The organism is Methylobacterium sp. V23 (assembly GCF_002917135.1).
In the GTDB taxonomy this organism is placed as follows: domain Bacteria; phylum Pseudomonadota; class Alphaproteobacteria; order Rhizobiales; family Beijerinckiaceae; genus Methylobacterium.
In genome coordinates this window covers 143,447-163,460 of the sequence record NZ_PDHT01000007.1, presented here as the reverse complement: position 1 = coordinate 163,460, position 20,014 = coordinate 143,447, and the positions used below count along the sequence as shown (strand labels likewise).

General features: G+C 72.0%; 18 protein-coding genes. 10 read left to right on the top strand and 8 right to left on the bottom strand.

What is annotated here, in order from left to right; genetic code table 11:
• The first annotated feature begins 88 nt into the window (after positions 1-88).
• Positions 89-1,375: a patatin-like phospholipase family protein gene (locus CRT23_RS09385; RefSeq protein WP_103709460.1), complete on the top strand. Its 1,287-nt coding sequence runs from the start codon at positions 89-91 to the stop codon at positions 1,373-1,375.
• Here the strand turns inward: CRT23_RS09385 and CRT23_RS09380 are convergent, their stop codons facing one another.
• Positions 1,376-2,587: an FAD-dependent monooxygenase gene (locus CRT23_RS09380; RefSeq protein ID WP_103709459.1), complete on the bottom strand. Its 1,212-nt coding sequence runs from the start codon at positions 2,585-2,587 to the stop codon at positions 1,376-1,378.
• 186 nt (positions 2,588-2,773) lie between these two features.
• Between CRT23_RS09380 and CRT23_RS09375 the strand changes: the two genes are divergently transcribed.
• A complete protein-coding gene (locus tag CRT23_RS09375) occupies positions 2,774-4,165 on the top strand; it encodes a GntP family permease (RefSeq protein ID WP_103709458.1) in 1,392 nt (463 codons plus the stop codon).
• A 3-nt stretch (positions 4,166-4,168) separates the two neighbouring features.
• Here the strand turns inward: CRT23_RS09375 and CRT23_RS09370 are convergent, their stop codons facing one another.
• Complete coding sequence (locus tag CRT23_RS09370) at positions 4,169-4,447, bottom strand: hypothetical protein (protein ID WP_181017298.1); 279 nt, start codon at positions 4,445-4,447, stop codon at positions 4,169-4,171.
• Positions 4,448-4,788: 341 nt separating this feature from the next.
• Here CRT23_RS09370 and CRT23_RS09365 point away from each other — a divergent pair, with 341 nt between their 5' ends.
• Positions 4,789-5,763, top strand: a complete 975-nt coding sequence (locus CRT23_RS09365; protein ID WP_103709457.1) for a quinone oxidoreductase — start codon at positions 4,789-4,791, stop codon at positions 5,761-5,763.
• A gap of 28 nt (positions 5,764-5,791) precedes the next feature.
• A complete protein-coding gene (locus CRT23_RS09360; protein ID WP_103709456.1) occupies positions 5,792-6,424 on the top strand; it encodes a nicotinamidase in 633 nt (210 codons plus the stop codon).
• A gap of 352 nt (positions 6,425-6,776) precedes the next feature.
• On the opposite strand, the gene rimO is transcribed toward CRT23_RS09360, so the two are convergent.
• Positions 6,777-8,132 carry a 30S ribosomal protein S12 methylthiotransferase RimO gene (gene rimO, locus CRT23_RS09355; protein WP_103709455.1) on the bottom strand — a complete coding sequence of 452 codons (1,356 nt, stop codon included), beginning with the start codon at positions 8,130-8,132 and terminating at the stop codon, positions 6,777-6,779.
• Between the two features lie 269 nt (positions 8,133-8,401).
• On the opposite strand from rimO, the gene pabB reads away from it, so the two are divergent.
• Genes pabB through CRT23_RS09335 form a run of 4 tightly spaced genes read left to right on the top strand, consistent with a single transcriptional unit; the run spans position 8,402 to position 11,711 of the window.
• A complete protein-coding gene (gene pabB, locus CRT23_RS09350) occupies positions 8,402-9,859 on the top strand; it encodes an aminodeoxychorismate synthase component I (RefSeq protein WP_103709454.1) in 1,458 nt (485 codons plus the stop codon).
• Positions 9,856-10,476: an aminodeoxychorismate/anthranilate synthase component II gene (locus tag CRT23_RS09345; protein WP_103709453.1), complete on the top strand. Its 621-nt coding sequence runs from the start codon at positions 9,856-9,858 to the stop codon at positions 10,474-10,476. The genes pabB and CRT23_RS09345 overlap by 4 nt, the downstream gene beginning before the upstream one ends.
• Positions 10,463-11,296 carry an aminotransferase class IV gene (locus CRT23_RS09340; RefSeq protein WP_103709452.1) on the top strand — a complete coding sequence of 278 codons (834 nt, stop codon included), beginning with the start codon at positions 10,463-10,465 and terminating at the stop codon, positions 11,294-11,296. The genes CRT23_RS09345 and CRT23_RS09340 overlap by 14 nt, the downstream gene beginning before the upstream one ends.
• Positions 11,297-11,309: 13 nt before the next feature.
• Complete coding sequence (locus tag CRT23_RS09335) at positions 11,310-11,711, top strand: DoxX family protein (protein WP_055949043.1); 402 nt, start codon at positions 11,310-11,312, stop codon at positions 11,709-11,711.
• Positions 11,712-11,761: 50 nt separating this feature from the next.
• On the opposite strand, the gene mazG is transcribed toward CRT23_RS09335, so the two are convergent.
• On the bottom strand, positions 11,762-12,571 hold the full coding sequence (mazG, locus tag CRT23_RS09330) for a nucleoside triphosphate pyrophosphohydrolase (RefSeq protein WP_280951970.1): 810 nt from the start codon (positions 12,569-12,571) through the stop codon (positions 11,762-11,764).
• Positions 12,572-13,184: 613 nt separating this feature from the next.
• Between mazG and CRT23_RS09325 the strand changes: the two genes are divergently transcribed.
• Positions 13,185-14,282, top strand: coding sequence for a replication protein RepA (locus CRT23_RS09325; RefSeq protein ID WP_103709489.1), 1,098 nt, complete (start codon positions 13,185-13,187; stop codon positions 14,280-14,282).
• A 115-nt stretch (positions 14,283-14,397) separates the two neighbouring features.
• Positions 14,398-14,901, top strand: a complete 504-nt coding sequence (locus CRT23_RS09320; RefSeq protein WP_103709450.1) for a hypothetical protein — start codon at positions 14,398-14,400, stop codon at positions 14,899-14,901.
• 145 nt (positions 14,902-15,046) lie between these two features.
• On the opposite strand, the gene CRT23_RS09315 is transcribed toward CRT23_RS09320, so the two are convergent.
• From CRT23_RS09315 to CRT23_RS09300, 4 genes are all read right to left on the bottom strand, one after another.
• Positions 15,047-16,852 carry a methanol/ethanol family PQQ-dependent dehydrogenase gene (locus CRT23_RS09315; RefSeq protein ID WP_103709449.1) on the bottom strand — a complete coding sequence of 602 codons (1,806 nt, stop codon included), beginning with the start codon at positions 16,850-16,852 and terminating at the stop codon, positions 15,047-15,049.
• A 163-nt stretch (positions 16,853-17,015) separates the two neighbouring features.
• Positions 17,016-17,315 carry a hypothetical protein gene (locus CRT23_RS09310; RefSeq protein ID WP_103709488.1) on the bottom strand — a complete coding sequence of 100 codons (300 nt, stop codon included), beginning with the start codon at positions 17,313-17,315 and terminating at the stop codon, positions 17,016-17,018.
• A gap of 161 nt (positions 17,316-17,476) precedes the next feature.
• A complete protein-coding gene (locus tag CRT23_RS09305) occupies positions 17,477-18,637 on the bottom strand; it encodes an acyltransferase (RefSeq protein ID WP_103709448.1) in 1,161 nt (386 codons plus the stop codon).
• The gene (locus CRT23_RS09300) at positions 18,634-19,953 is read right to left on the bottom strand and encodes an O-antigen ligase (RefSeq protein WP_103709447.1); all 1,320 of its coding nucleotides are present in this window, start codon (positions 19,951-19,953) and stop codon (positions 18,634-18,636) included. Before CRT23_RS09300 ends, CRT23_RS09305 begins: the two co-directional genes overlap by 4 nt.
• Positions 19,954-20,014: the final 61 nt, after the last annotated feature.

The following is a 20,014-nucleotide window of genomic DNA, read 5'->3' as shown; positions in this document are numbered from 1 at the left end:
CGCTGCGGGACAGGCGGTGGAACGCGTGTCTCCGGCTCACGTTCTCACGATCGAGGGGGGCACCTCACGGACTACGAAGGACGGACCCATGTCCGGATCATCGACCCGGCGGACCGGCTTCCGCCATCCGGTGCTACTCGGGGCGGCCCTGATCGGGCTCAGCCTTCCGCAGACCGCGTTCGCCGCCGAGCGTGCCAGACCGGCCGCCGAGAAGCAGGTTTCGGCGGAGACGCCATCCGGGCGCGTGGCCTTCACGGCCGCGGAGGCCGCGACGGCGCGGCCGGACGGCCTGGCTGCAGGGCTCCGCATTCCCGGCGACGATGCCGCCGCCTTCCGTACCCTGCTGGACGGGGCCTCGGCCGCCAGGCAGCCCTGGCTCGTTCTCTCGGGTGGAGGCGAGAACGGCGCCTACGCGGCCGGCCTGCTCAACGGCTGGAGCGAGGCCGGGACCCGGCCGGATTTCGGCATCATCACGGGCGTGAGCACCGGCGCGATGATCGCACCCTTCGCCTTCATCGGCGCCGCCGGCGACGCAGCCCTGCGCCAGAACTACACCGAGATCTCCGCCGCGGACGTGTTCGAGTTCGGCGGCACGAACGAGGCCCTCACCGATACCTGGCCCCTCAAGCGCAGGATCGACCGGGCGGTGACCCCGGCCCTGCTGAAGGCGGTGGCCGCGGAGCACGCCAAGGGCCGCCGGCTCCTGGTGGCGACCACGGCGGTGGATGGCGAGCGGCCGGTCCTGTGGGACATGGGCGCCATCGCGCAGACCGGGGGCCCGAAGGCGCTGGCGCTGTTCCGGTCGGTGATCCTGGCCTCCTCGGCCGTGCCCGGCGTGTTCCCGCCGGTGATGATCGACGCGGTGGCGGGCGACGGCAGGCACTTCCAGGAGATGCACGACGACGGCGGCACCACCGCGCCGTACTACCTCGCTCCGGAATCGATGCTCCTGGCGAAGGATCCGGCGCCCCTACCGACGCCTCGGGTCTACCTCGTCGTCAACAACAGCCTGGCGCCCGACTTTCAGATGGCGTCGCGCACCACCCTGAGCGTGCTCGGCCGCTCGATGTCGGCGGCGATCAAGGCGCAGACCCGGGCCGCGCTCGCCCTCAGCCAGGGCTTCGCCCGGCGCACCGGCCTCGACCTTCAGGTCGCCCAGATCGACGGGCGCTTCGGGAAAACCTCCGCTGCGCCGTTCGACCAGGCGTATATGAAGGCTCTGTTCGCCCACGGCGTCGCCCTGGGCAAGGCTGGCACCGCCTTCCAGGACGGTGCGACGGACCCGGCGGCGGAGATCGCCACCGGCTCGGTCGACCGCAGGGCGGCGCAGGAGAATCCGGCCCAGCCGCCGGTCCGGAGCGTGGCCGGGCGCTGATCAGCGCATCAGGCTCGGGGCGCCGAGGCGGGGCAGCACGCCCTCGCGCATGACGACGCGACGCAACGGGCCGATCGTCGTCATGGCGAGGAGACCGAGGCCGCGCAGGGCGTCCACCGGCAGGAGGTCGGCGAGCAGGCTGCGGTTGAGCGCATCGACCGCGGTCGACCGCAAGCGCGCGTCGAGGTCGCGCCCGCGGGCGAAGCCGGCCAGCGCCGCGCGCGAACCCGGGTCGCGCCCATCGGACACCGCGCGCATCACCGCATCCCGCAGGGACGCGGCGTCGCGCAGGCCGAGGTTCAATCCTTGCGCGCCGATGGGCGGGAAGACATGGGCGGCCTCGCCGATCAGGGCGAGGCGGGCCGCGACCGGGCTCGGCACCGACAGGCCCCGCATCGGCACGAGGCCGCGCGGCCCGTCGACGCACATCGCCCCCAGCATCGCCTGGGCCTGGTGCTCGACCGCCCGGGCCAGGGCCGCGTCGTCGAGAGCGGCCAAGCGCTTGGCCGGGCTCTCGCCCATCACCCAGACGAGGCTGGAGCGGAGCCCGCCGGGCAGGGGCACCAGGGTGAACGGCCCCTGCCGGGTGTGGAACTCGGTGGAGACGTCGCGGTGGGGCCGGGTGTGGGCGAGAATCGTCGTGATGGCGCTCTGCGGGTAGGACCAGGTGCGGGGCAGGATGCCGGCGGCCTCGCGCAGCTTCGAGCGGGCGCCGTCCGCCCCGGCCACGAGCCGGGCCGACAGGGTGGCCCCTCCGGCCAGCGTGATCGTGGCCGCGTCGGCGCCGGCCGCGAAACCCGCGGCATCCTCTTCGAACAGGGTCAGGTGGGCCGCCGCCCGGGCCTCGGCGCGCAGGCCCTCGACGAGGCGGGCGCTCTCGACGTTCCAGCCGAAGGCGTCGAGGCCGATCTCGGTGGCGACGAAGCGGGCCGGGGGTGGGCGGAACAGGCTGCCGGTGTCGTCGACGATGTGGAGTTCGGCCAGGGGGCTCGCCTGGGGCGCGATCGCGGCCCAGACCCCGAGGGCATCGAGGAAGCGCACCGAGCCGTCGAGGAGCGCCACCGTGCGCCCGTCGGCCACGGGGGCGTGCCGGCCCACCAGGGCGGTGGCGACGCCTTCGCGGGCGAGCGCCAGGGCGAGACTCAGGCCCGCCGCGCCGGCACCGACCACGGCGACCGCGAAGGTCTCGGATTTCGGAGGAAGTGTCGCCACGGGCTCGCGGTCTCCTGAACGGCCTCGGGCCCGTCGGCTGTGCAGGCCGACGCGCCCCCGTAAAACCTAACGCTAACAGAGGCGTGTCACCCCGTCGGTCAAGGCCGCGATGGTGCCGCAGGGGCGAGGCTTGTAGCATCCGGTGCAAGGCCGTGGACATCGGCCGCCCGGAGGACGCCCGTTCCCATGAGCCTGTTCATCGCGCTGCTGGCGCTCGGATTCCTGATGTTCGTCGCCTATCGCGGCTTCAGCGTCATCCTGTTCGCGCCGGTGGCGGCCCTGCTGGCAGTGCTGCTCACCGATCCCGCGGCGGTGCTGCCGGTCTTCTCCGGCCTGTTCATGGAGAAGATGGTCGGCTTCGTGAAGCTGTACTTCCCGGTGTTCCTGCTCGGCGCGGTGTTCGGCAAGGTCATCGAGATGTCGGGCTTTTCCCGCTCCATCGTGACCGCCGTGATCGAGCTGGTGGGCGCCCGGCGGGCGGTGCTCTCCATCGTGCTGGTGTGCAACCTGCTCACCTACGGGGGCGTCTCGCTCTTCGTGGTGGTGTTCGCGGTCTATCCCTTCGCGGCGGAGGCCTTCCGCCTCAGCGACATCCCCAAGCGCCTGATCCCCGGCACCATCGCGCTCGGCGCCTTCTCCTACACGATGGACGCGCTGCCCGGCACGCCGCAGATCCAGAACATCATCCCCACCACCTTCTTCGGCACCAACACCTGGGCCGCCCCCTGGCTCGGGCTGATCGGGGCGGCCTTCATCCTGGTGGTCGGCGTCGCCTATCTCGACCGGCGCATCGCCTCGGCCAAGCGCCGGGGCGAGGGCTACGGCACCGGCCACAGCAACGAGCCGCAGGTGATGGAGGCGGCCGCCCGCGCCCACCCGGCCATCGCCCTCCTGCCGCTGATCGTGGTCGGCCTGTCGAACCTCGCCTTCACGGCCGCGATCCCGCGCCTCTACGGCGCCAAGGCCGAGACGGTGCTGGCCGGCCTCGACAAGCCCATCGTCACCGCGGTCTCCTCCGTGACCGCGATCTGGGCCGTGGAGCTGGCCCTGCTCGCCGGCATCCTCACGGTGCTGGTCTTCGCCTGGCGCCCCGTCTCCCAGGGCTTCGCCGAGGGCAGCCGCGCCGCGGTGGCGGGCTCGCTGCTGGCGGCGATGAACACCGCCTCCGAATACGGCTTCGGCGCGGTCATCGCGGCCCTTCCGGGCTTCCTCGTCATCCGCGACGCCCTCTCGGCGATCCCGAACCCCCTGGTCAACGAGGCCGTGACCGTGACGGCGCTGGCGGGCATCACCGGGTCGGCCTCCGGCGGCATGAGCATCGCGCTGGCGGCCATGTCCTCCACCTTCATCGCGGCGGCGCAGGCCGCCAACATCCCCATGGAGGTGCTGCACCGGGTCGCCGCCATGGCGAGCGGCGGCATGGACACCCTGCCGCACAACGGCGCGGTCATCACCCTGCTGTCGGTGACGGGCCTGACCCACCGGCAGGCCTATGCCGACGTCTTCGCCATCACGCTCCTGAAGACCGTGGCGGTGTTCCTGGTGATCGGTGTCTACTACCTCACCGGCATCGTGTGAGCCTTAACCCGCCGCGCCCGAACCGGCGTCGCCTCCGGTTCCCCCAGGCCCGGAGGATCGCTCCGATCCGGCGCGCACCGGGGTCTCCTCCGGCGCCACGAGCCGCAGGGTGAGCTGGGTGAAGGGCCGGATGTCCCAGGCCGGGCCGGCATGGAACATCATCACCACGGGTCGGCGCGCCAGGACCCGGAACTCCGGCAGCCCCGCATCCGGGCGCAGGATCGTGCCCGGCTGGACCGCGGGGTCGTAGCCGGCGGGCCGGATCCACACGATCTCATCCATCCGCCGATCCGCCCTCATGGTCGTGTCGCCCCGACCGGACCGAGTCGGCGCTCTCCGGGTCCAAGTCCCGGCAGCGCGACGCGGACCGGATCATTAACCTGCGTTAATCACGGGGCCGCCGCGGACGCAATCCGGTCGCCCCCGCCGCCCGGAGGCGCCGGCCCCGTGCGCGGGCGCACATGGGTCCGTGGGGGCGGCACATGGGCCAGCAGGGGAGGGATGCGAGCCTTGCGCCATTGCCGGCGGTCTGGGACCGTCTATGTCGCAGTCATCGCGGCCGGTGGCGTCGCATCCGTCCCGCCGAAGATCCGCACTGAAGACCCACACTGAGGAACGACACGATGCCGAAGGCGATCCAGGTTCACGCGTACGGCGGCCCCGAGGTGATGCGCTACGAGGACGTGGCGCTGCCGGCTCCGGGCCCCGGCCAGATCCACGTCCGCCAGACCGCCATCGGGGTGAACTTCATCGACATCTATTTCCGCTCGGGCGCCTACAAGGCACCCCAGCTGCCCTTCATCCCCGGCAAGGAGGGCGCCGGCGTGATCGTGGCCCTGGGCGAGGGCGTCACCGACTTCCGGGTCGGCGAGCGGGTCGCCTACGGCTCGGCCGCGAGCACCTACGCGGAGGAGGTGGTGATCGAGGCGAGCGCCGCCGTGCACCTCGCCGACGACGTCGACGACAAGACCGCCGCCGCGATGATGCTCAAGGGCCTCACTGCCGAGTACCTGCTGCACCGGACCTACGCGGTGAAGCCGGGCGACACCATCCTGTTTCACGCCGCTGCCGGCGGCGTCGGCCTCATCGCCTGCCAGTGGGCCAAGCATCTCGGCGCCACGGTGATCGGCACCGTCGGCTCGGCGGAGAAGGCGGAGCTCGCCCGCGCCAACGGCTGCGACCACGTCATCCTCTACCGCGACGAGGATTTTTCGGCCCGCGTCCGGGAGATCACGGGCGGCAAGGGCGTGCCGGTGGTCTATGACGGTGTCGGCAAGGATACCTTCCCGGCCTCCCTCGACTGCATCAGCCCGCTGGGCCTCTTCGTCAGCTTCGGCTCGGCCTCCGGTCCGGTGGAGGATTTCAGCCTGGCGCTGCTGGGCCAGAAGGGCTCGCTCTACGCCACCCGCCCCTCGCTCTTCGCCCATGCGAGCAAGCGGGAGACCCTCGATGCCATGGCCAAGAACCTGTTCTCGGTGGTGGCGAGCGGGGCGGTGAAGATCCCGGTCCACAGCACGGCCAAGCTCGCCGACGTGCAGCAGGTCCACCGGGATCTCGCCGCCCGCAAGACCACCGGCGCCACGGTGATGATCCCGTGATCCGGCTTTCCCGGGATCGGAGGATCGCGTGACCCCGGGAGCCCGGGACGTCCTCCTCGTCATCGACGTGCAGGTGGACTTCCTGCCCGGGGGGGCGCTCGCCGTGCCCGAGGGCGACGCTGTGGTCGGGCCGGTGAACCGCCTCCTCGGCCTGTTCCCGCACGCGGTGCTGACGCAGGATTGGCACCCGCCGGGGCACGTCTCGTTCGCGAGCAGCCATCCCGGCCGGGCGCCCTTCGACACTGTAGCGCTGGCCTATGGCCCGCAGATGCTGTGGCCGGAGCATTGCGTGCAGGGCAGCGCCGGGGCCGCCCTCGCCCCCGGCCTCGCGGCGGACCGCGCCGAGCTGGTGATCCGCAAGGGCCACCATCCAGGGGTCGACAGCTACTCGGCCTTCCTGGAGGCGGACCGCCGCACGCCCACGGGGCTGGCCGGCTACCTGCGCGAGCGCGGCTTCACGCGGGTGGTCCTGTGCGGCCTCGCCACGGATCACTGCGTGGCCTGGAGCGCCCGCGATGCGCGGGCGGCCGGTCTCGAGGCCCTGGTGGTCGCGGACGCCGTGCGGGGCATCGACCGGGACGGCTCGGTGGAAAGGGCCTGGGGCGACATGGCGGCGGCCGGAGTCGGGCGGATCATGAGCGGGGCGATCGGGGGCGGGTAGGCTTACGAGCCCGTCTCTCGGCCGCGCTGCCCTGTCCGAACAAGACGCGTTTCTCTCCCTTGCGACAGGGCAGCGCGTCCGAACTGCGCTTCGGAAACGCACTCGCAGCATCCGGTCATCCTCGGGACCGCGCAGCGGAGCCCGGGATCCAGAAACCCAGGTGATGCGAGGCCTCGCACCGTCAGCGGCCCTGGATTCCAGGCTCGCCCTCGGCGTCCCGGAATGACGGCGCGCCACCCGAGGCGATAGACTTGCCCTCGGGGGGAGAGGTGGCTCCGCCAGCCTCAATCGGCCGAGGGGCACACGACCACCCTACCGCCGCCTCACAACGGGGAGAGAGACGCGTCGCGGTTTACACCGCGCTGCCATAGAGATCGTACGCGTCCGCGCGCTCGATCTTCACCGTGACGATGTCGCCCACCCGCAGGGGTCGGCGCGCCGTGATGTGAACGTTCCCGTCGATCTCGGGGGCATCGTATTTCGAGCGGCCCTTGGCGACGGTGCCATCGGCCGCGTCGATGATCACGGGCAGGCGCTTGCCGATGCGGGCCTTCTGCAGGCGGGCGGAGACGCCCTGCTGAGCCTCCATGAAGCGGCGCTTGCGCTCGGCCTTGACCTCCGGGGGAACGAGGTCGCCGAGGCCGTTGGCCACGGCGCCGGCCACCGGCTCGAACTCGAAGCAGCCGACGCGCTCGAGCTTGGCCTCCCGGATCCAGGCGAGCAGCTCCTCGAACTCGGCCTCGGTCTCGCCGGGGAAGCCGACGATGAAGGTCGAGCGGATAGCGAGGTCCGGACAGATCTCGCGCCAGCGCCGGATGCGCTCCAGCTGGCGCTCCTGGTTGCCGGGCCGGCGCATGCGCTTCAGCACCGAGGGGCTCGCGTGCTGGAGCGGCATGTCGAGGTAGGGGAGGATCTTGCCCTCCGCCATCAGGGGGATGACCTCGTCCACGTGCGGGTAGGGATAGACGTAGTGCATCCGCACCCAGGCCCCGAGCTCGCCGAGCGCGGCGGCGAGGTCGTAGAACTTCGCCCGGACCTCGCGGTCGCGCCAGGGGCTCGTGGCGTAGCGGATGTCGACGCCGTAGGCGGATGTGTCCTGCGAGACCACCAGGAGTTCCTTGACGCCGGCCTTCACCAGCTTCTCGGCCTCGCGCAGCACGTCGCCCGCCGGGCGGCTGACCAGGTCGCCGCGCAGGGACGGGATGATGCAGAAGGTGCAGCGGTTGTTGCAGCCCTCGGAAATCTTCAGGTAGGCGTAGTGGCGCGGGGTGAGCTTCACCCCCTGCGGCGGCACCAGGTCGAGGAACGGGTCATGGGCCGGGGGCACCGCCTCGTGCACCGCCGCCACCACCGATTCGTAGGCCTGGGGGCCGGTGACCGCGAGCAGGTTCGGGTATTTCTCGCGAATCTCGTCGGGCTGGGCGCCCATGCAGCCGGTCACGATGACCCGGCCGTTCTCCGCCATGGCCTCGCCGATGGCCGAGAGCGACTCGGCCTTGGCCGAATCGAGGAAGCCGCAGGTGTTGACGATGACGACGTCCGCGCCGTCATGCCGCCGGGCGAGCTCGTAGCCCTCGGCGCGCAGGTGCGTGAGGATGCGCTCGGAATCCACCAGCGCCTTGGGGCAGCCGAGGGAGACGAAGGAGATCTTCGGGGCGCTCTTCGGCGCCGCCTCGGCGGGGGTCGATGACAGGGGGGATGCGGTCATGGATGCTCGTCGGGCCGGCACGGCTGCTGGAACCGGACCGGCCGTGGAATCGGGGAAGGGCGGGACAAAGAGGTTGACAGCCCTATAACGGGATTCGCTCCGCCACGCGAGCCGCACAGGGTCGAGCCATGCGCGGATCGCGCTTTTGCCACGGCATCGCGCATGCCACCTGTGCATGATACCGCAGGCCAGGACGGATGCGTCGGCCCCCGATGCTTCGGCACACCGGGATCGTCGGTCCGTCGCAGCCCTGAAAGCTTCGAGTCGTCATGTGGATTGCTGACATCCCGTTCGTCGAGCCCGTCGCGGCGGCCGAGGCCCTGGCCGCCTTGCCGGGACTCGCCTTCCTCGACAGCGCCATGCACCACGACACCCTGGGGCGGACCTCGACCCTGGCGGCGGACCCGTTCGGGCGCTTCCGGTTCCGCGATGGCCAAGCCACCCTGGATGGACGCCCCGTGCCGGGCTCCGGCCTGGAGGCGCTGCGCGCCTGCCTCGCTCCCTACCGAACGGCGCGGGACCCCGACGGCCCCGCCTTCGCGGGCGGCGCCATCGGCTACTTCGCCTACGACCTCGGCGCGACGCTGGAGCGGGTGGCCCCCCCGGCCCGGCGGGCGGGCCTCTGCGACGACATCGCCTTCAACCTCTACGACACGGTGCTGAGCCTCGACCACGGCACCGGGCGCTGCCGCCTGATCGCCACGGGCTTTCCCGAGACCGATCCGGCGGCGCGCGAGGGCCGGGCCCGGGCCCGGCTGGCCCAGTTCGCCGCACGCCTGGCCGAGGCGCGGCCGAGCCCCGAGCCGGCGGCGCAGGGACCGCTCGCCTGGCGCTCGAACTTCACCCGCGCCGGCTACGAGGCGGCGGTGGAGCGGGTGCGCGACTACATCCGCGCCGGCGACATCTACCAGGCCAACATCGCCCAGCGCTTCGAGGCCGATCTGCCGGAGGGCTTCGACCCGTTCGGGCTCTACCGGCGCCTGCGCGCCACCAACCCGGCGACCTTCGGCGCCTATCTCGCCTTCGAGGACCTGCGCGTCGCCTCCAGCAGCCCGGAGCGCTTCCTCAAGCTCAGCGGGCGGGCGATCGAGACCCGGCCGATCAAGGGCACGGTGCGGCGCGTGGCCGACCCGGCCGCCGACGCGCGCCTGGGCGAGGCGCTGCAGGCCAACGCCAAGGAGCGGGCCGAGAACATCATGATCGTCGATCTCCTGCGCAACGACCTCTCGCGCATCTGCGAGCCGCACAGCGTGCGGGTGCCGGTGCTGTGCGGCCTCGAATCCTACGCCTCGGTCCACCATCTCGTGTCGGTGGTCACCGGAACCCTGAAAGCGGACATGGACGCCCTCGACCTGATCGCCGCCACATTCCCGGGCGGCTCGATCACCGGCGCGCCGAAGCTGCGCGCCATGGACATCATCACGGAGATCGAGGGCGACGCGCGCGAACTCTATTGCGGCGCCATCGGCGCCCTCGACTTCAGCGGCGACCTCGACACCGCGATCGCCATCCGCACCGTGTTCATGGACCGGAACCGGGCCGTGCTGCAGGCGGGGGGCGGCGTCACCCTGCTGTCCGAGCCGGCCCCCGAATACGAGGAGACCCTGACCAAGGCCGCCCGGGTGTTCCAGGCCTTCGAACCCGAAGCCTTGGCACCCGAGCCGGAGGTCTTGGCAGCCGAGCCCGAGATCTTGGCAGCCGAAGCCGGGGCGGGGAGGGCGCCGTGATCCTCGTCATCGACAACTACGACAGCTTCGTCTTCAACGTGGTGCGCTACTTCGAGGAGCTGGGCGAGACCGTGCGGGTGGCGCGCAACGACGCCCTCGACGTCGCCGGCATCCGCGCTCTCGAGCCCGAGGCGATCGTGATCTCGCCCGGTCCCTGCACCCCGGCGGAGGCCGGCATCTCGCTCCCCGCCATCCGGGAGCTCTCCGGCGCGGTGCCGCTGCTCGGCGTCTGCCTCGGCCACCAGGCCATCGGCGCGGCCTTCGGCGGCCGGGTCGCGTGGGCCGGGCGCCCGCTGCACGGGCAGGCCACGCCGATCCGCCACGACGGGGCCGGGCTCTTCGCCGGCCTGCCCAACCCGATGCAGGTCGGTCGCTACCACTCGCTCATCGTGGCGCCGGAGCCCGGCATGGCCGACCGCCTCAGCGTCGACGCGGTCTCCCCCGAGGGAGAGGTGATGGCCCTGTCGCACCGGAGCCACCCGACCTGGGGCGTGCAGTTCCACCCGGAATCGGTGCTCACCGAGAACGGTCACGCCGTCTTCGCCAACTTCCTGCGCCTCGCCCGCGACTGGCGCGCCGACCATGCCCTGCCGGCCCAGACCGATGCTGTGGTTTGACGGCGGCCTCACCGAGGGGCCGGTGCCCTTCGACCTTGCCGACCGGGGCCTGACCCTCGGGGACGGGGTGTTCGACACCGCGCTGGCCCGACGCGGCCGCGTCGTGTTCGAGACCGCGCATGTCGGCCGCCTCGCCGCCGCCACCACGGCGCTGGGCTTTCCCGTAGCGCCCGAGCGCATCGCGGACGCCATGCGGGCGCTCGCGGCGCGCGCCGGCGGGGCCCATCCCCTGGCGGCGATCCGCACCACCGTGACCCGGGGCTCCGGCCCGCGCGGGCTCAGCCCCCCGGCCGAGCCGCGGCCGGTGCTGTGGGCGAGCGCGGCCCCGGTGGGACCGGCCCTCGCCTTCGCGCCTCTCACCCTCCACTCCACCGAGATCCGTCGCAACGAGACCTCACCGGCCGCGCAGCTGAAGACGCTGGGCTACCTCGACGCGGTGCTGGCCGCCGGCGCGGCCCGGGCCGCGGGCTTCGACGAGGCCCTGTTCCGGAACACGCGGGGGCACGTCGCCTGCGCCGGCACGGCCAACCTGTTCGCGGTGATCGACGGCGGCCTCGTCACCCCGCCCCTGTCGGACGGCGTGCTGCCGGGCATCCTGCGCGCCGAGGTTCTCTCGGGATGTGCCCCGCGCCTCGGCGTGTCCGTCGCCGAACGCAGCTTCGGCCTCGACGCGCTGCGGCGCGCCGAGGCGGTGTTCGTGACCAATTCCCTGCGGGGTCTCGCCCCCGTGACGGCGATCGGCGAGACCCCCTTCGCGAGCGCCGACAACCCCGTGGTGGCAGCCCTCGTGGCCGACCTGCGCGACGCATTCGCTCCATGACGGCACTCGAGTCATGACGGCGCCGCGCGTCTGGTGGCGCCTGCCCCTGATGGCGGCCTACGGCTTCATCGGCGTGGTGCACCTCGCCGCCCCCGACGCCTTCCTGCCGATCATGCCGGACTGGGTGCCGGAGCCCCGCCTCGTGGTGATCGTCACCGGCCTGTGCGAGCTCGCCGGGGTGCTCGGCCTCGCCTGGGGTCCGACCCGGCGCTGGGCCGGGATCGGCCTGGCCCTCTACGCGGTCTGCGTCTTCCCGGCCAACCTCAAGCACGCGCTGGAGGGCATCGTCGTGCCGGGCCTGCCCGACAGCTGGTGGTACCACGGCCCCCGACTGGCGTTTCAGCCGGTCTTCGTCTGGTGGGCCCTCTATGCCGGCGGGGTCATCGACTGGCCGTTCCGCCGACGCCCGGCCTGAGCTCCCGGGGCGAGCGCTCGAGTGTGCCCAGCCGGGGGGCACCGCCGGGGTCAGCCCTTCTCCGCCACCTTGACCGCCGCCCAGGCCGCCTCCATCGCGTCGAGGTCGCTGTCGGCGAGTCCGCGCCCCTGCGCCGCCAAGGCTGCCACCATGGCGTTGAAGCGGCGCTCGAACTTCATATTCCCTTTCTGTAAGGAATATTCCGGATCGACCCCGAGGTGGCGGGCGAGGTTGGCCACCGAGAACAAGAGGTCGCCGAGTTCCTCCGCCACCGCCGCCCGGGTGCCATGGGCCATGGCGTCGGCGACCTCGTCGATCTCCTCGCGCACCTTCAGCACCACCTGCGCCGGATCGGTCCAGTCGAATCCGTAGCTGGCGGCCCGGGCCGAGAGCTTCTCCGCCCGGGTCAGGGCGGGCAGCGGCAGGGGAATGCCCGCCAGCGGTCCCGGCTCTCGCGAGGGCTTGGCCCGGCGCTCCTCGGCCTTGATCGCCGCCCATTGGACGGCCACGGCCTCGGGGTCGCGCCGGGGGGAACCTGCGGGCAGCAGGGAGCCGTCCGGTGCGAAGACGTGCGGGTGGCGCCGGACCATCTTCTCCATCACGGCCCGGACCACGTCCGGGAAGGCGAACAGCCCGGATTCCTCCGCGATGCGGGCGTGGAAGACCACCTGGAGCAGGAGGTCGCCGAGCTCGTCGCGCAGGTCCTCCGCGTCGCCGCGGGCGATGGCGTCGGCCACCTCGTAGGCCTCCTCCACCGTGTAGGGCGCGATGCTGGCGAAATCCTGGGCCACGTCCCAGGCGCAGCCGGTCTCCGGGTCGCGCAGCTGTGCCATCAGCGCCAACAAATCCTCGATCCTCACGACAATCCTCCCATCCGACCGCGATCCGCTTGCCTTAGCGGATTGCGGGCCAACCCGTGAGGCTGGGGATGGAGGCGGGAGAGGCGGTGGCTTGCTTTGGAAAATTCCCATGAAAAAGCCTTGGCCGGGGGTGTGTTCGTTCTTCCGAACGACACCCGGACCCTTAGGAAAGGTATCAGTAAGAGATTCTCAGAGAGTCATTTCTGAGAGTTATATGGGGGCGCCAAAACCCCTGCTTTCCCCGTGGCTTGACGGGTGTTCGCGCATCGAACTCTGCGCAGCTGCGTATGGAACTCTGCGCAGATCCGTATCGGACTCTGCGTGCGCAAACCCGGGCGGTGCATGGGATTCTGCGTAACTGCGTATCGGGTTCGGCGTGGATCCGGGACGGGAGCGGTGAACTCTGGGGATTGTGCAAAATCCGGCCCCGTATCGAACTCTGCGTCGGGGCGCTGCGGCCGGATCCGGCGTGCAGGCCCGCGAGCGTTTGTCCCGTCCCGGCCGGTGGATAGCCGGGATGACGTCCACCTTCCGCCTCGGTCGCCGAGACTCCCGGGCGGGGAATCGGGCATGGTCGCCGGGTGGCGTGGTTCGGGATCGATCGGGGCAGGGTCTGTTGGGGATCGAGGACACATTGGCGGGCATCCGCGACGCGGACCTCCTGGCCGAGGTCGAGGCGGCCCGCGGCAGCTTCCTGTTCGCCACCATCGCGGAGACCATCCTGCACCGGCAGCGGGCCCGGGACGCGGAGGCCGCCGCCCGCGGTGCCGTGGTCGACCGGCGCCAGGCCATGGGCCGCGACCAGCGGCGCCGGGACGCCATCCGCGAGGTCATCGAGACCGAGCCCACGGGCCCGGAGAACCTCCAGCACATCCACTCGGTGCTGGCGCTCTGCGGCCTGCCCTATCGCGACCCCGGCGACACGCGCGAGTTCTTCCGCGAATACGGCCGGAATTCCCTCAGCCTCCTGGCCGGGCGGCTGAAGAATCCCGCCACCGGCGAGATGGAGTTCCAGGGCCTGCCCTACGGCCCCAAGGCCCGCCTCGTGCTGCTGCACCTCTGCACCGAGGCCGTGCGCCAGCGCAGCCCCACCGTGGCGGTGGCCGACAGCCTGTCGGGCTTCATGAAGGAGATGGGCTTCGCCGTCACGGGCGGCGAGCGCGGCACCATCCGGCAGTTCAAGGAGCAACTGGCGCGGCTGGCCGCCTGCACCCTGCAGATCGGCCTCTGGGACGGGGCGGGCAGCGCCAGCACCCTCAACGTGCCGCCCTTCCGCCAGCTCGACCTCTGGCTGCCGCAGGGCGCCGACGGGGTGGTCTGGCAGAAGAGCGTCCAGTTCCACCAGGATTTCTACGACAACCTGATCCAGCACGCCCTGCCGGTGGACATCCGCGCGGCCAAGGCCTTCTCGGGCTCGGCGCGCAAGCTCGACCTGCTGTTCTGGGTCGGCTACCGCCTGCGCGCCCTGCAGCGGCCCCTGCGGCTGACCTGGGACAACCTGCACAAGCAGTTCGGCGCCGACAATGCCAGCATCCGCAGCTTCCGGCAGGCCTTCAAGGCGGATCTCGCCCACCTGCAGGAGGTGTTCCCGAAGCTGCCCATCCGCCTCGACGACACCGGCATGCTGCTGCAGCCCGCCGACCCGAGCACCCTGCTGATCCCGCCGCGGGGTGCCAGGCCGCCGCGCAAGGCCACGCAGGCCGTGGCGTGACGGATATTCCCTCTATGGCCTAGGGAATATATCTTGCGGAGACGCTGGGCATAAGGAATATTCGACGAACCGATCTGACCCCGGTCGGTTCTAAAGAATATTCCGTGAGGCGTCCATGTTCCTGTCCGAGGCCGAGGCCGAGGCCGCCCTGCGCGACCTGCGCCATCGCCGCGACGCGCTCGACCGCGCCATCGCCGAGCACCAGCTCTACCTCGAGCTCGGCCGCCGCCTCGGCGGGCCGAGCCGCGCCGCCGACGTGCCGCCGGGGCGGCCGGAGGTTCTAGAACCTGCTTCCATTCCCGTGCCCGGCGCCGGGCAAGGTCAAGGGCTCGACCCGCTGCCGGACGCGGCGCGGGCGGGCGAGGACCTCGTGGCCGCCCGCCGGCACGGACGCGCCCTGGTGGCGGCTGCCGTCAACCTGCTGCACGAGGCCGGCCGGCCCCTCCATGCCGGCGAGATCCTCGAGGGCCTGACGGCGCTGGGCTTCGCGGTGCCGGGGCACGACCCCGTGGCCGCCCTCAACACACGCCTGTGGAAGCGCTCGGGACCGGGCGGCCCGCTGAAGCGCCTCGGCGAGGCGGTCTACGCCCCGGCGGAGGAGCACGAGGATCTCGGCTGACCGGCGGCCGGCTCCCGCGCCGTCCGAAAGATCCCCGGCGCTCCCCAAAGATGACTTGGGGCAGGGATTTCCGGGGCAGGGATTTCCGGGGCAGGGATTTCCGGGGCAGGGATTTCCGGGGCAGGGTTTTCGGGCAGGGCGAAGATCACTCGGGCAGGGCGAACACGGTGAGCTGACCGCCGAGCGCCGTGTAGCGCGACAGGGCGGCGTAGCCGCCCACCGCCCCGGCGCCGTCGTTCGGGTCGGTGAGCCCGGCCGCGAGGCCGATTCCGGCCCAGCCGCCGACGCCGGAGAGCACGGCCACGTATTGCCGGCCCCGATGGCGGTAGGTGGTGACGTTGCCGACGATGCCCGAGGGAGTCTTGAAGCGGTAGAGCTCGCGTCCCGAACGGGCGTCCACGGCCTTCAGGTAGCCCTCCGGGGTGCCGTAGAAGACCACGTCCCCGGCGGTGGCGAGCACCCCGGACCAGACCGAGAACGGCTCGGGGATCGACCAGCGGATCGCGCCCGCGACCCCGTCCCAGGCGGTCAGGGTGCCGGTGCGGGGATCGTCGGGGGCCGGGTGCAGGCTCACGGTGGCGCCCACATAGGGCAGGCCGGGGGTGTAGCTGACCTGGAAGGGCTCGTAATCCATGCAGATGTGGTTGGTCGGCACGTAGAACAGCCGGGTGCGCGGGGAATAGGCCGCCGGCTGCTGGTTCTTGGCCCCGATGGCGCCGGGGCAGATGCCCGTGGTGGTCTCGTCCTCGCCGGTGGCTTCCGGGGAATAGCGCGGGTCGCGGACCGGGCGGCCGTAATCCGGCGAGGCCCGGTCGAGATCCACGTGGCTCGCCCAGTTCACGGAGCGGTCGAACTTCTGCGCCACCAGCAGTTCGCCGGTGGCGCGGTCGAGGGTGTAGCCGAAGCCGTTGCGGTCGAAATGGGTCAGGAGCGGGCGGGTGACGCCGTCAATTTTCTGGTCCGTGAGGATCATCTCGTTGACGCCGTCGTAGTCCCACTCGTCGTGGGGCGTCATCTGGTAGAGCCAGCGGGCGATGCCGGTGTCGGGGTCGCGGGCCACGATCGACGTCGCCCAGCGGTTGTCGCCGGGGCGCTGGCGCGGATTCCAGGTCGAGGGATTGCCGGTGCCGTAATAGACGAGGTTGAGGCCCGGATCGTAGGCGAACCAGCCCCAGGCACAGGCGCCGCCGGTCTTCCACTGGTCGCCCTCCCAGCTCTTCAGGGAGGAATTCGGGCCGACCGGCTTGCCGAGCGCCGTCGTGCGCGCGGGGTCGACCCGCATCTGTTCGTCGGTGCCCGTCGCGGTGGCGCGCCAGAGCCGGGCGCCGGTCTGGGCGTCGTAGGCGGTGACGTGGCACTGGACCCCGAACTCGCCCCCCGAGAGGCCCACCAGGACCTTGCCCTTCACCGGCAGCACGGCGGCGGTGTTGGTCTCGCCCCGGGCCGGGTCGCCGTTGCGGACCGACCAGTTCACCCGGCCGGTCCTCGCGTCGAGGGAGACCAGGGTGGTGTCGGCCTGCTGCAGGAAGAGGGCGCCGTCGGCATAGGCGAGTCCGCGATGGACCGTGTCGCAGCACAGGAGCGGCATCACCCCCGGGTCCTGCTTCGGTTCGTAGCGCCAGAGGATGCGCCCGTCCTGGTCGAGATCGAGGGCCGTGACGGTGTTGGGGAAGGGGGTGTGGACGTACATCACCCCGTCCACCACCAGGGGCGCCCCCTCGTGACCGCGCAGCACGCCGGTGGAGAAGGTCCAGGCCACCCGGAGCCGGCCGACATTGGCGGCGGTGATCTGGTCGAGATCCGAATAGCGGGTGTTGGCCGCGTCGACCGTGGGCAGCACCGTCTCGGCCCTGGCGGTACCCGGGAGGACGATCGCCGACAGGCCGATCAGGAACGGGCCGATCAGGAACGGGCCGATCAGGAACGGACCGAGGAGGAGGAGCGCGCGCATGGGAGTTCCCCGGGTGCGGGGTTTCGGGACAGGCCAAGGGTCCTAGTCCCGGCACGGCGCCGGCGCGCGGCAGCGAAGTGACGCGGGCGGCGCGCCGCCGCCCGGTCTGGTGTCGGGACAAGCCCGGAAGGGGAACCGGTTCGAAGTCGAGACGCGCCCGAGCCTAGAAATAGGGCCCGAAGGGCGGGCGCGGGCGGTAGTAGCCGTAGCGCGGTCCGTAGAAGGGACGGGGCCCGTAGAACGGCCGCGGACGGTAATATCCGTCGGGGCGGTACATCGGCCGGCAATCGCCGAACCGGTTCGGGATGAAGCCGGGACCGCAGCCATAGGCGACGGTCTCGATGGCGGGACCCGTCAGCGTCCCGGCGGGAGCCGGGGCGAGGGGCGCCGCCTGGGCGGCTGCGGCGACCCCGACGGCACCCGCGACACCGAGCGACGCGGTCAGCGTCGTGCGGGCGAGCATCGTGCGAAACAGCGATTTCGGGTGAAACAGCGATTTCACGGACATGAAGCCATGACCTTCTGCTGGTGTGACCTGTGTTGTCTTTGACCATCCGGCCGCCGGGAGGCCGGAGGACGGTGATCCTGCCGGGGGATTGCTGAACGCTCCCTGACGGGGGCGGTTCAGCCCACGGCGACGGGGCCGGCGCTCCGCGGGCGCGCGGCCCAGCGCAGGATGCGCCGGCGCATCGGCTCCTCGAGGCCCCGGTGCAGGAGGACGCTCAGGGCCAGGGCCAGGGCGGCGGCGAGCCCCGCCCCGAGCCAGGGCGCGGCGGCGAGGCGGCCCCCGAGGGCGATCCGGTCGAGGCTGTTCACCAGGGCGTAGGCCGGGACGTGGATGAGGTAGAGGGCGAACGAGATCCGGCCGAGGAAGACGAAGCCGGGCTTCACCAGGGGGCCGCCGCGGAGCTGGGCGCCGGCCAGGATCAGGGGCGCCCAGGCCAGGGCCGTGAGGCCGTTGTGGAGCAGCACCGCGGGCAGGTGGGGCGCCCCCGCCACCAGCCCCAGGCCCGCGAGGGCCGCCAGGGCGAGGAGGGCGGGCGTCGGCAGGCGCCAGCGGGTCCAAGCCCCGTAGAGGAGGAGCCCGGCCACGAATTCGGGCAGGCGCAGCAGGGGGTTGTACTTGATGGCCTGGGCCAGCAGCACCGGGCCGGCGCCCCCCGCCTCCGGATCGATGAGCGAGACGCCGGGGGCGTAGCGCGCGAAGGCGAGGGCGGTCCCGGCGGTCAGGGCCATCCAGGCGGCGAGGGTCAGCTGCGCGGTGCGGCCGGGCGCCCGGCGCGCCAGGGGCAGCAGGAAGGGAAACAGGGCGTAGAAGACCACCTCCACCGAGATCGACCAGCTCGGGCAGTCGAGGGCGCAGGCGGCCCCCGGCACCCAGGCGTGCAGGCCCAGCGGCGCCAGCACCGCGCTCGCGGCCATCAGCCCCTGCAGGGGCGGGGTGGACTTCGCCACCCAGGCGGCGAACCAGGGCAGGGCGAGGACGAGGCAGACCAGGTAGACCGGGTAGACCCGCGCCACCCGGGCCCAGGCGAAGCGCGCGCGGGCGGCGCGGTCGGTCAGGTCCACGTCCCGGTAGGTATGGGCCAGGATGAAGCCCGAGAGCAGGAAGAAGAAGGTCACCCCGGAATAGCCGAGGCGCACCGCCCCGGGGATCGCCGCGTCGGCGAAGAAGAAGGTCGCGTAGTGGAACGCCACCACGTAGGCGGCGGCCACGAAGCGCAGGGCGGTGAGCGCCGGCAGCGGCGCCGCCGGCGGATGGGCGGGCGGGGAGGGGGCGCTCATCGCGGGGACTCCGCGACGACCTGCCCGGCGGCCCCGAAGCGCAGGCCGAAGACCGAGAGGGCGACGAGGAAGAACAGCGCGTTGGTGGCCTGGTAGAACACCGACTCGAAGACCCCCACCATCAGGCCGAACAGCCAGATCCGCAGGAAGAGCAGCCGCAGGGGGTCGAGGGCGGGGCCGGCCTCGGACCGGCGCTGGGCCTGGAGGTCGGAGAGGGGGGCCAGCACCATCCACCACACCGTGAGGGCGAGGCCCGGCAGGCCGCTCTCCAGGGCGGTGTTGAGGTAGCCGTCATGGGCGTCGGTGGCGCGGTTGACCCAGGTCGTGGCATCGCCGCCGCCGCCGTAGAACACGCTCTCCCAGAAGGCGCCGTAGCCGAAGCCGGTGATCGGCTTCTTGGCGATGTTGTCGAGGGCGAAGCGCCAGATCTCGGTGCGGCCGGTATAGGTCGGGTCGGTGGCCAGGCCCGCCACCAAGGCGCCGAGGCCCGACGACATCACCGAGCCCACGGTGAGCAGGAGCAGCAGCCCCAGGGGCCCGAGGAGCACCAGGCGGCGCCAGGCACCCGAGGCCGAGAGGGTGCAGGCCCAGGTCAGGCCGAGCACCGCCGGGGTCATGAGCAGGGAGGTCTTGGCGTTGGTGAAGACGAGGAACACGCCCGCCAGCACCACGACCGCAGAGCCCAGGAGGCGCTGGCCCATCCCGGCCCAGAACAGCCCGACGATGATGAACAGGCTCATGGCCGCGCCGGCGCCGTTCTTGTGGGAGAAGACGCCGCGCCAGCTGCCCGCATGCTCGGGCTCGATCAGGTCGAGGGCGGTGTGCATGGCGCGCTCGGGCACCAGCACGAGGCCGAGGTAGCAGGTCGCCAGCACGAGGAGGACGGTGCCACCGAGGACGTGGGCGAACTGGCGCGCGTCGCGGGCGAGCACCAGCACGCTCACCACCCCGCCGAACATGATGACGAGGGAGACGAGGCGCCGCGCCGAGACCGTGGGCTCGATCGAGAGGACGGTGGAGACGCCGATCCAGGCCAGCATCGCCAGGATGGGCAGGGTGGCCAGGGGGCGCAGGGCCTCGCGCCCGCGCCAGGCGAGCACCGCCACCGCGATGCCCGCCATGGCCAGGAACAGCACCTGGTTGACGAGGTTGCCGCCGGCCCGCGAGGCGGCGTTCTCCGCCGCCGTCCCGTCGAGGAAGGGATCGGCTCCGATCAGCATGAAGAGCAGGATCGCGCCCATCGCCCCGATGCGCAGGGCATCGGGGAGATCCGCCCGCCGCGTCGCGCCCGCGCCGGTGGCGATGCCCGTCGTCATGGTCCACTCCCGTGCTCGAGGGCCGGCAACGTCGTTCAGTTCCGAGGTCGCGCACTTTAGA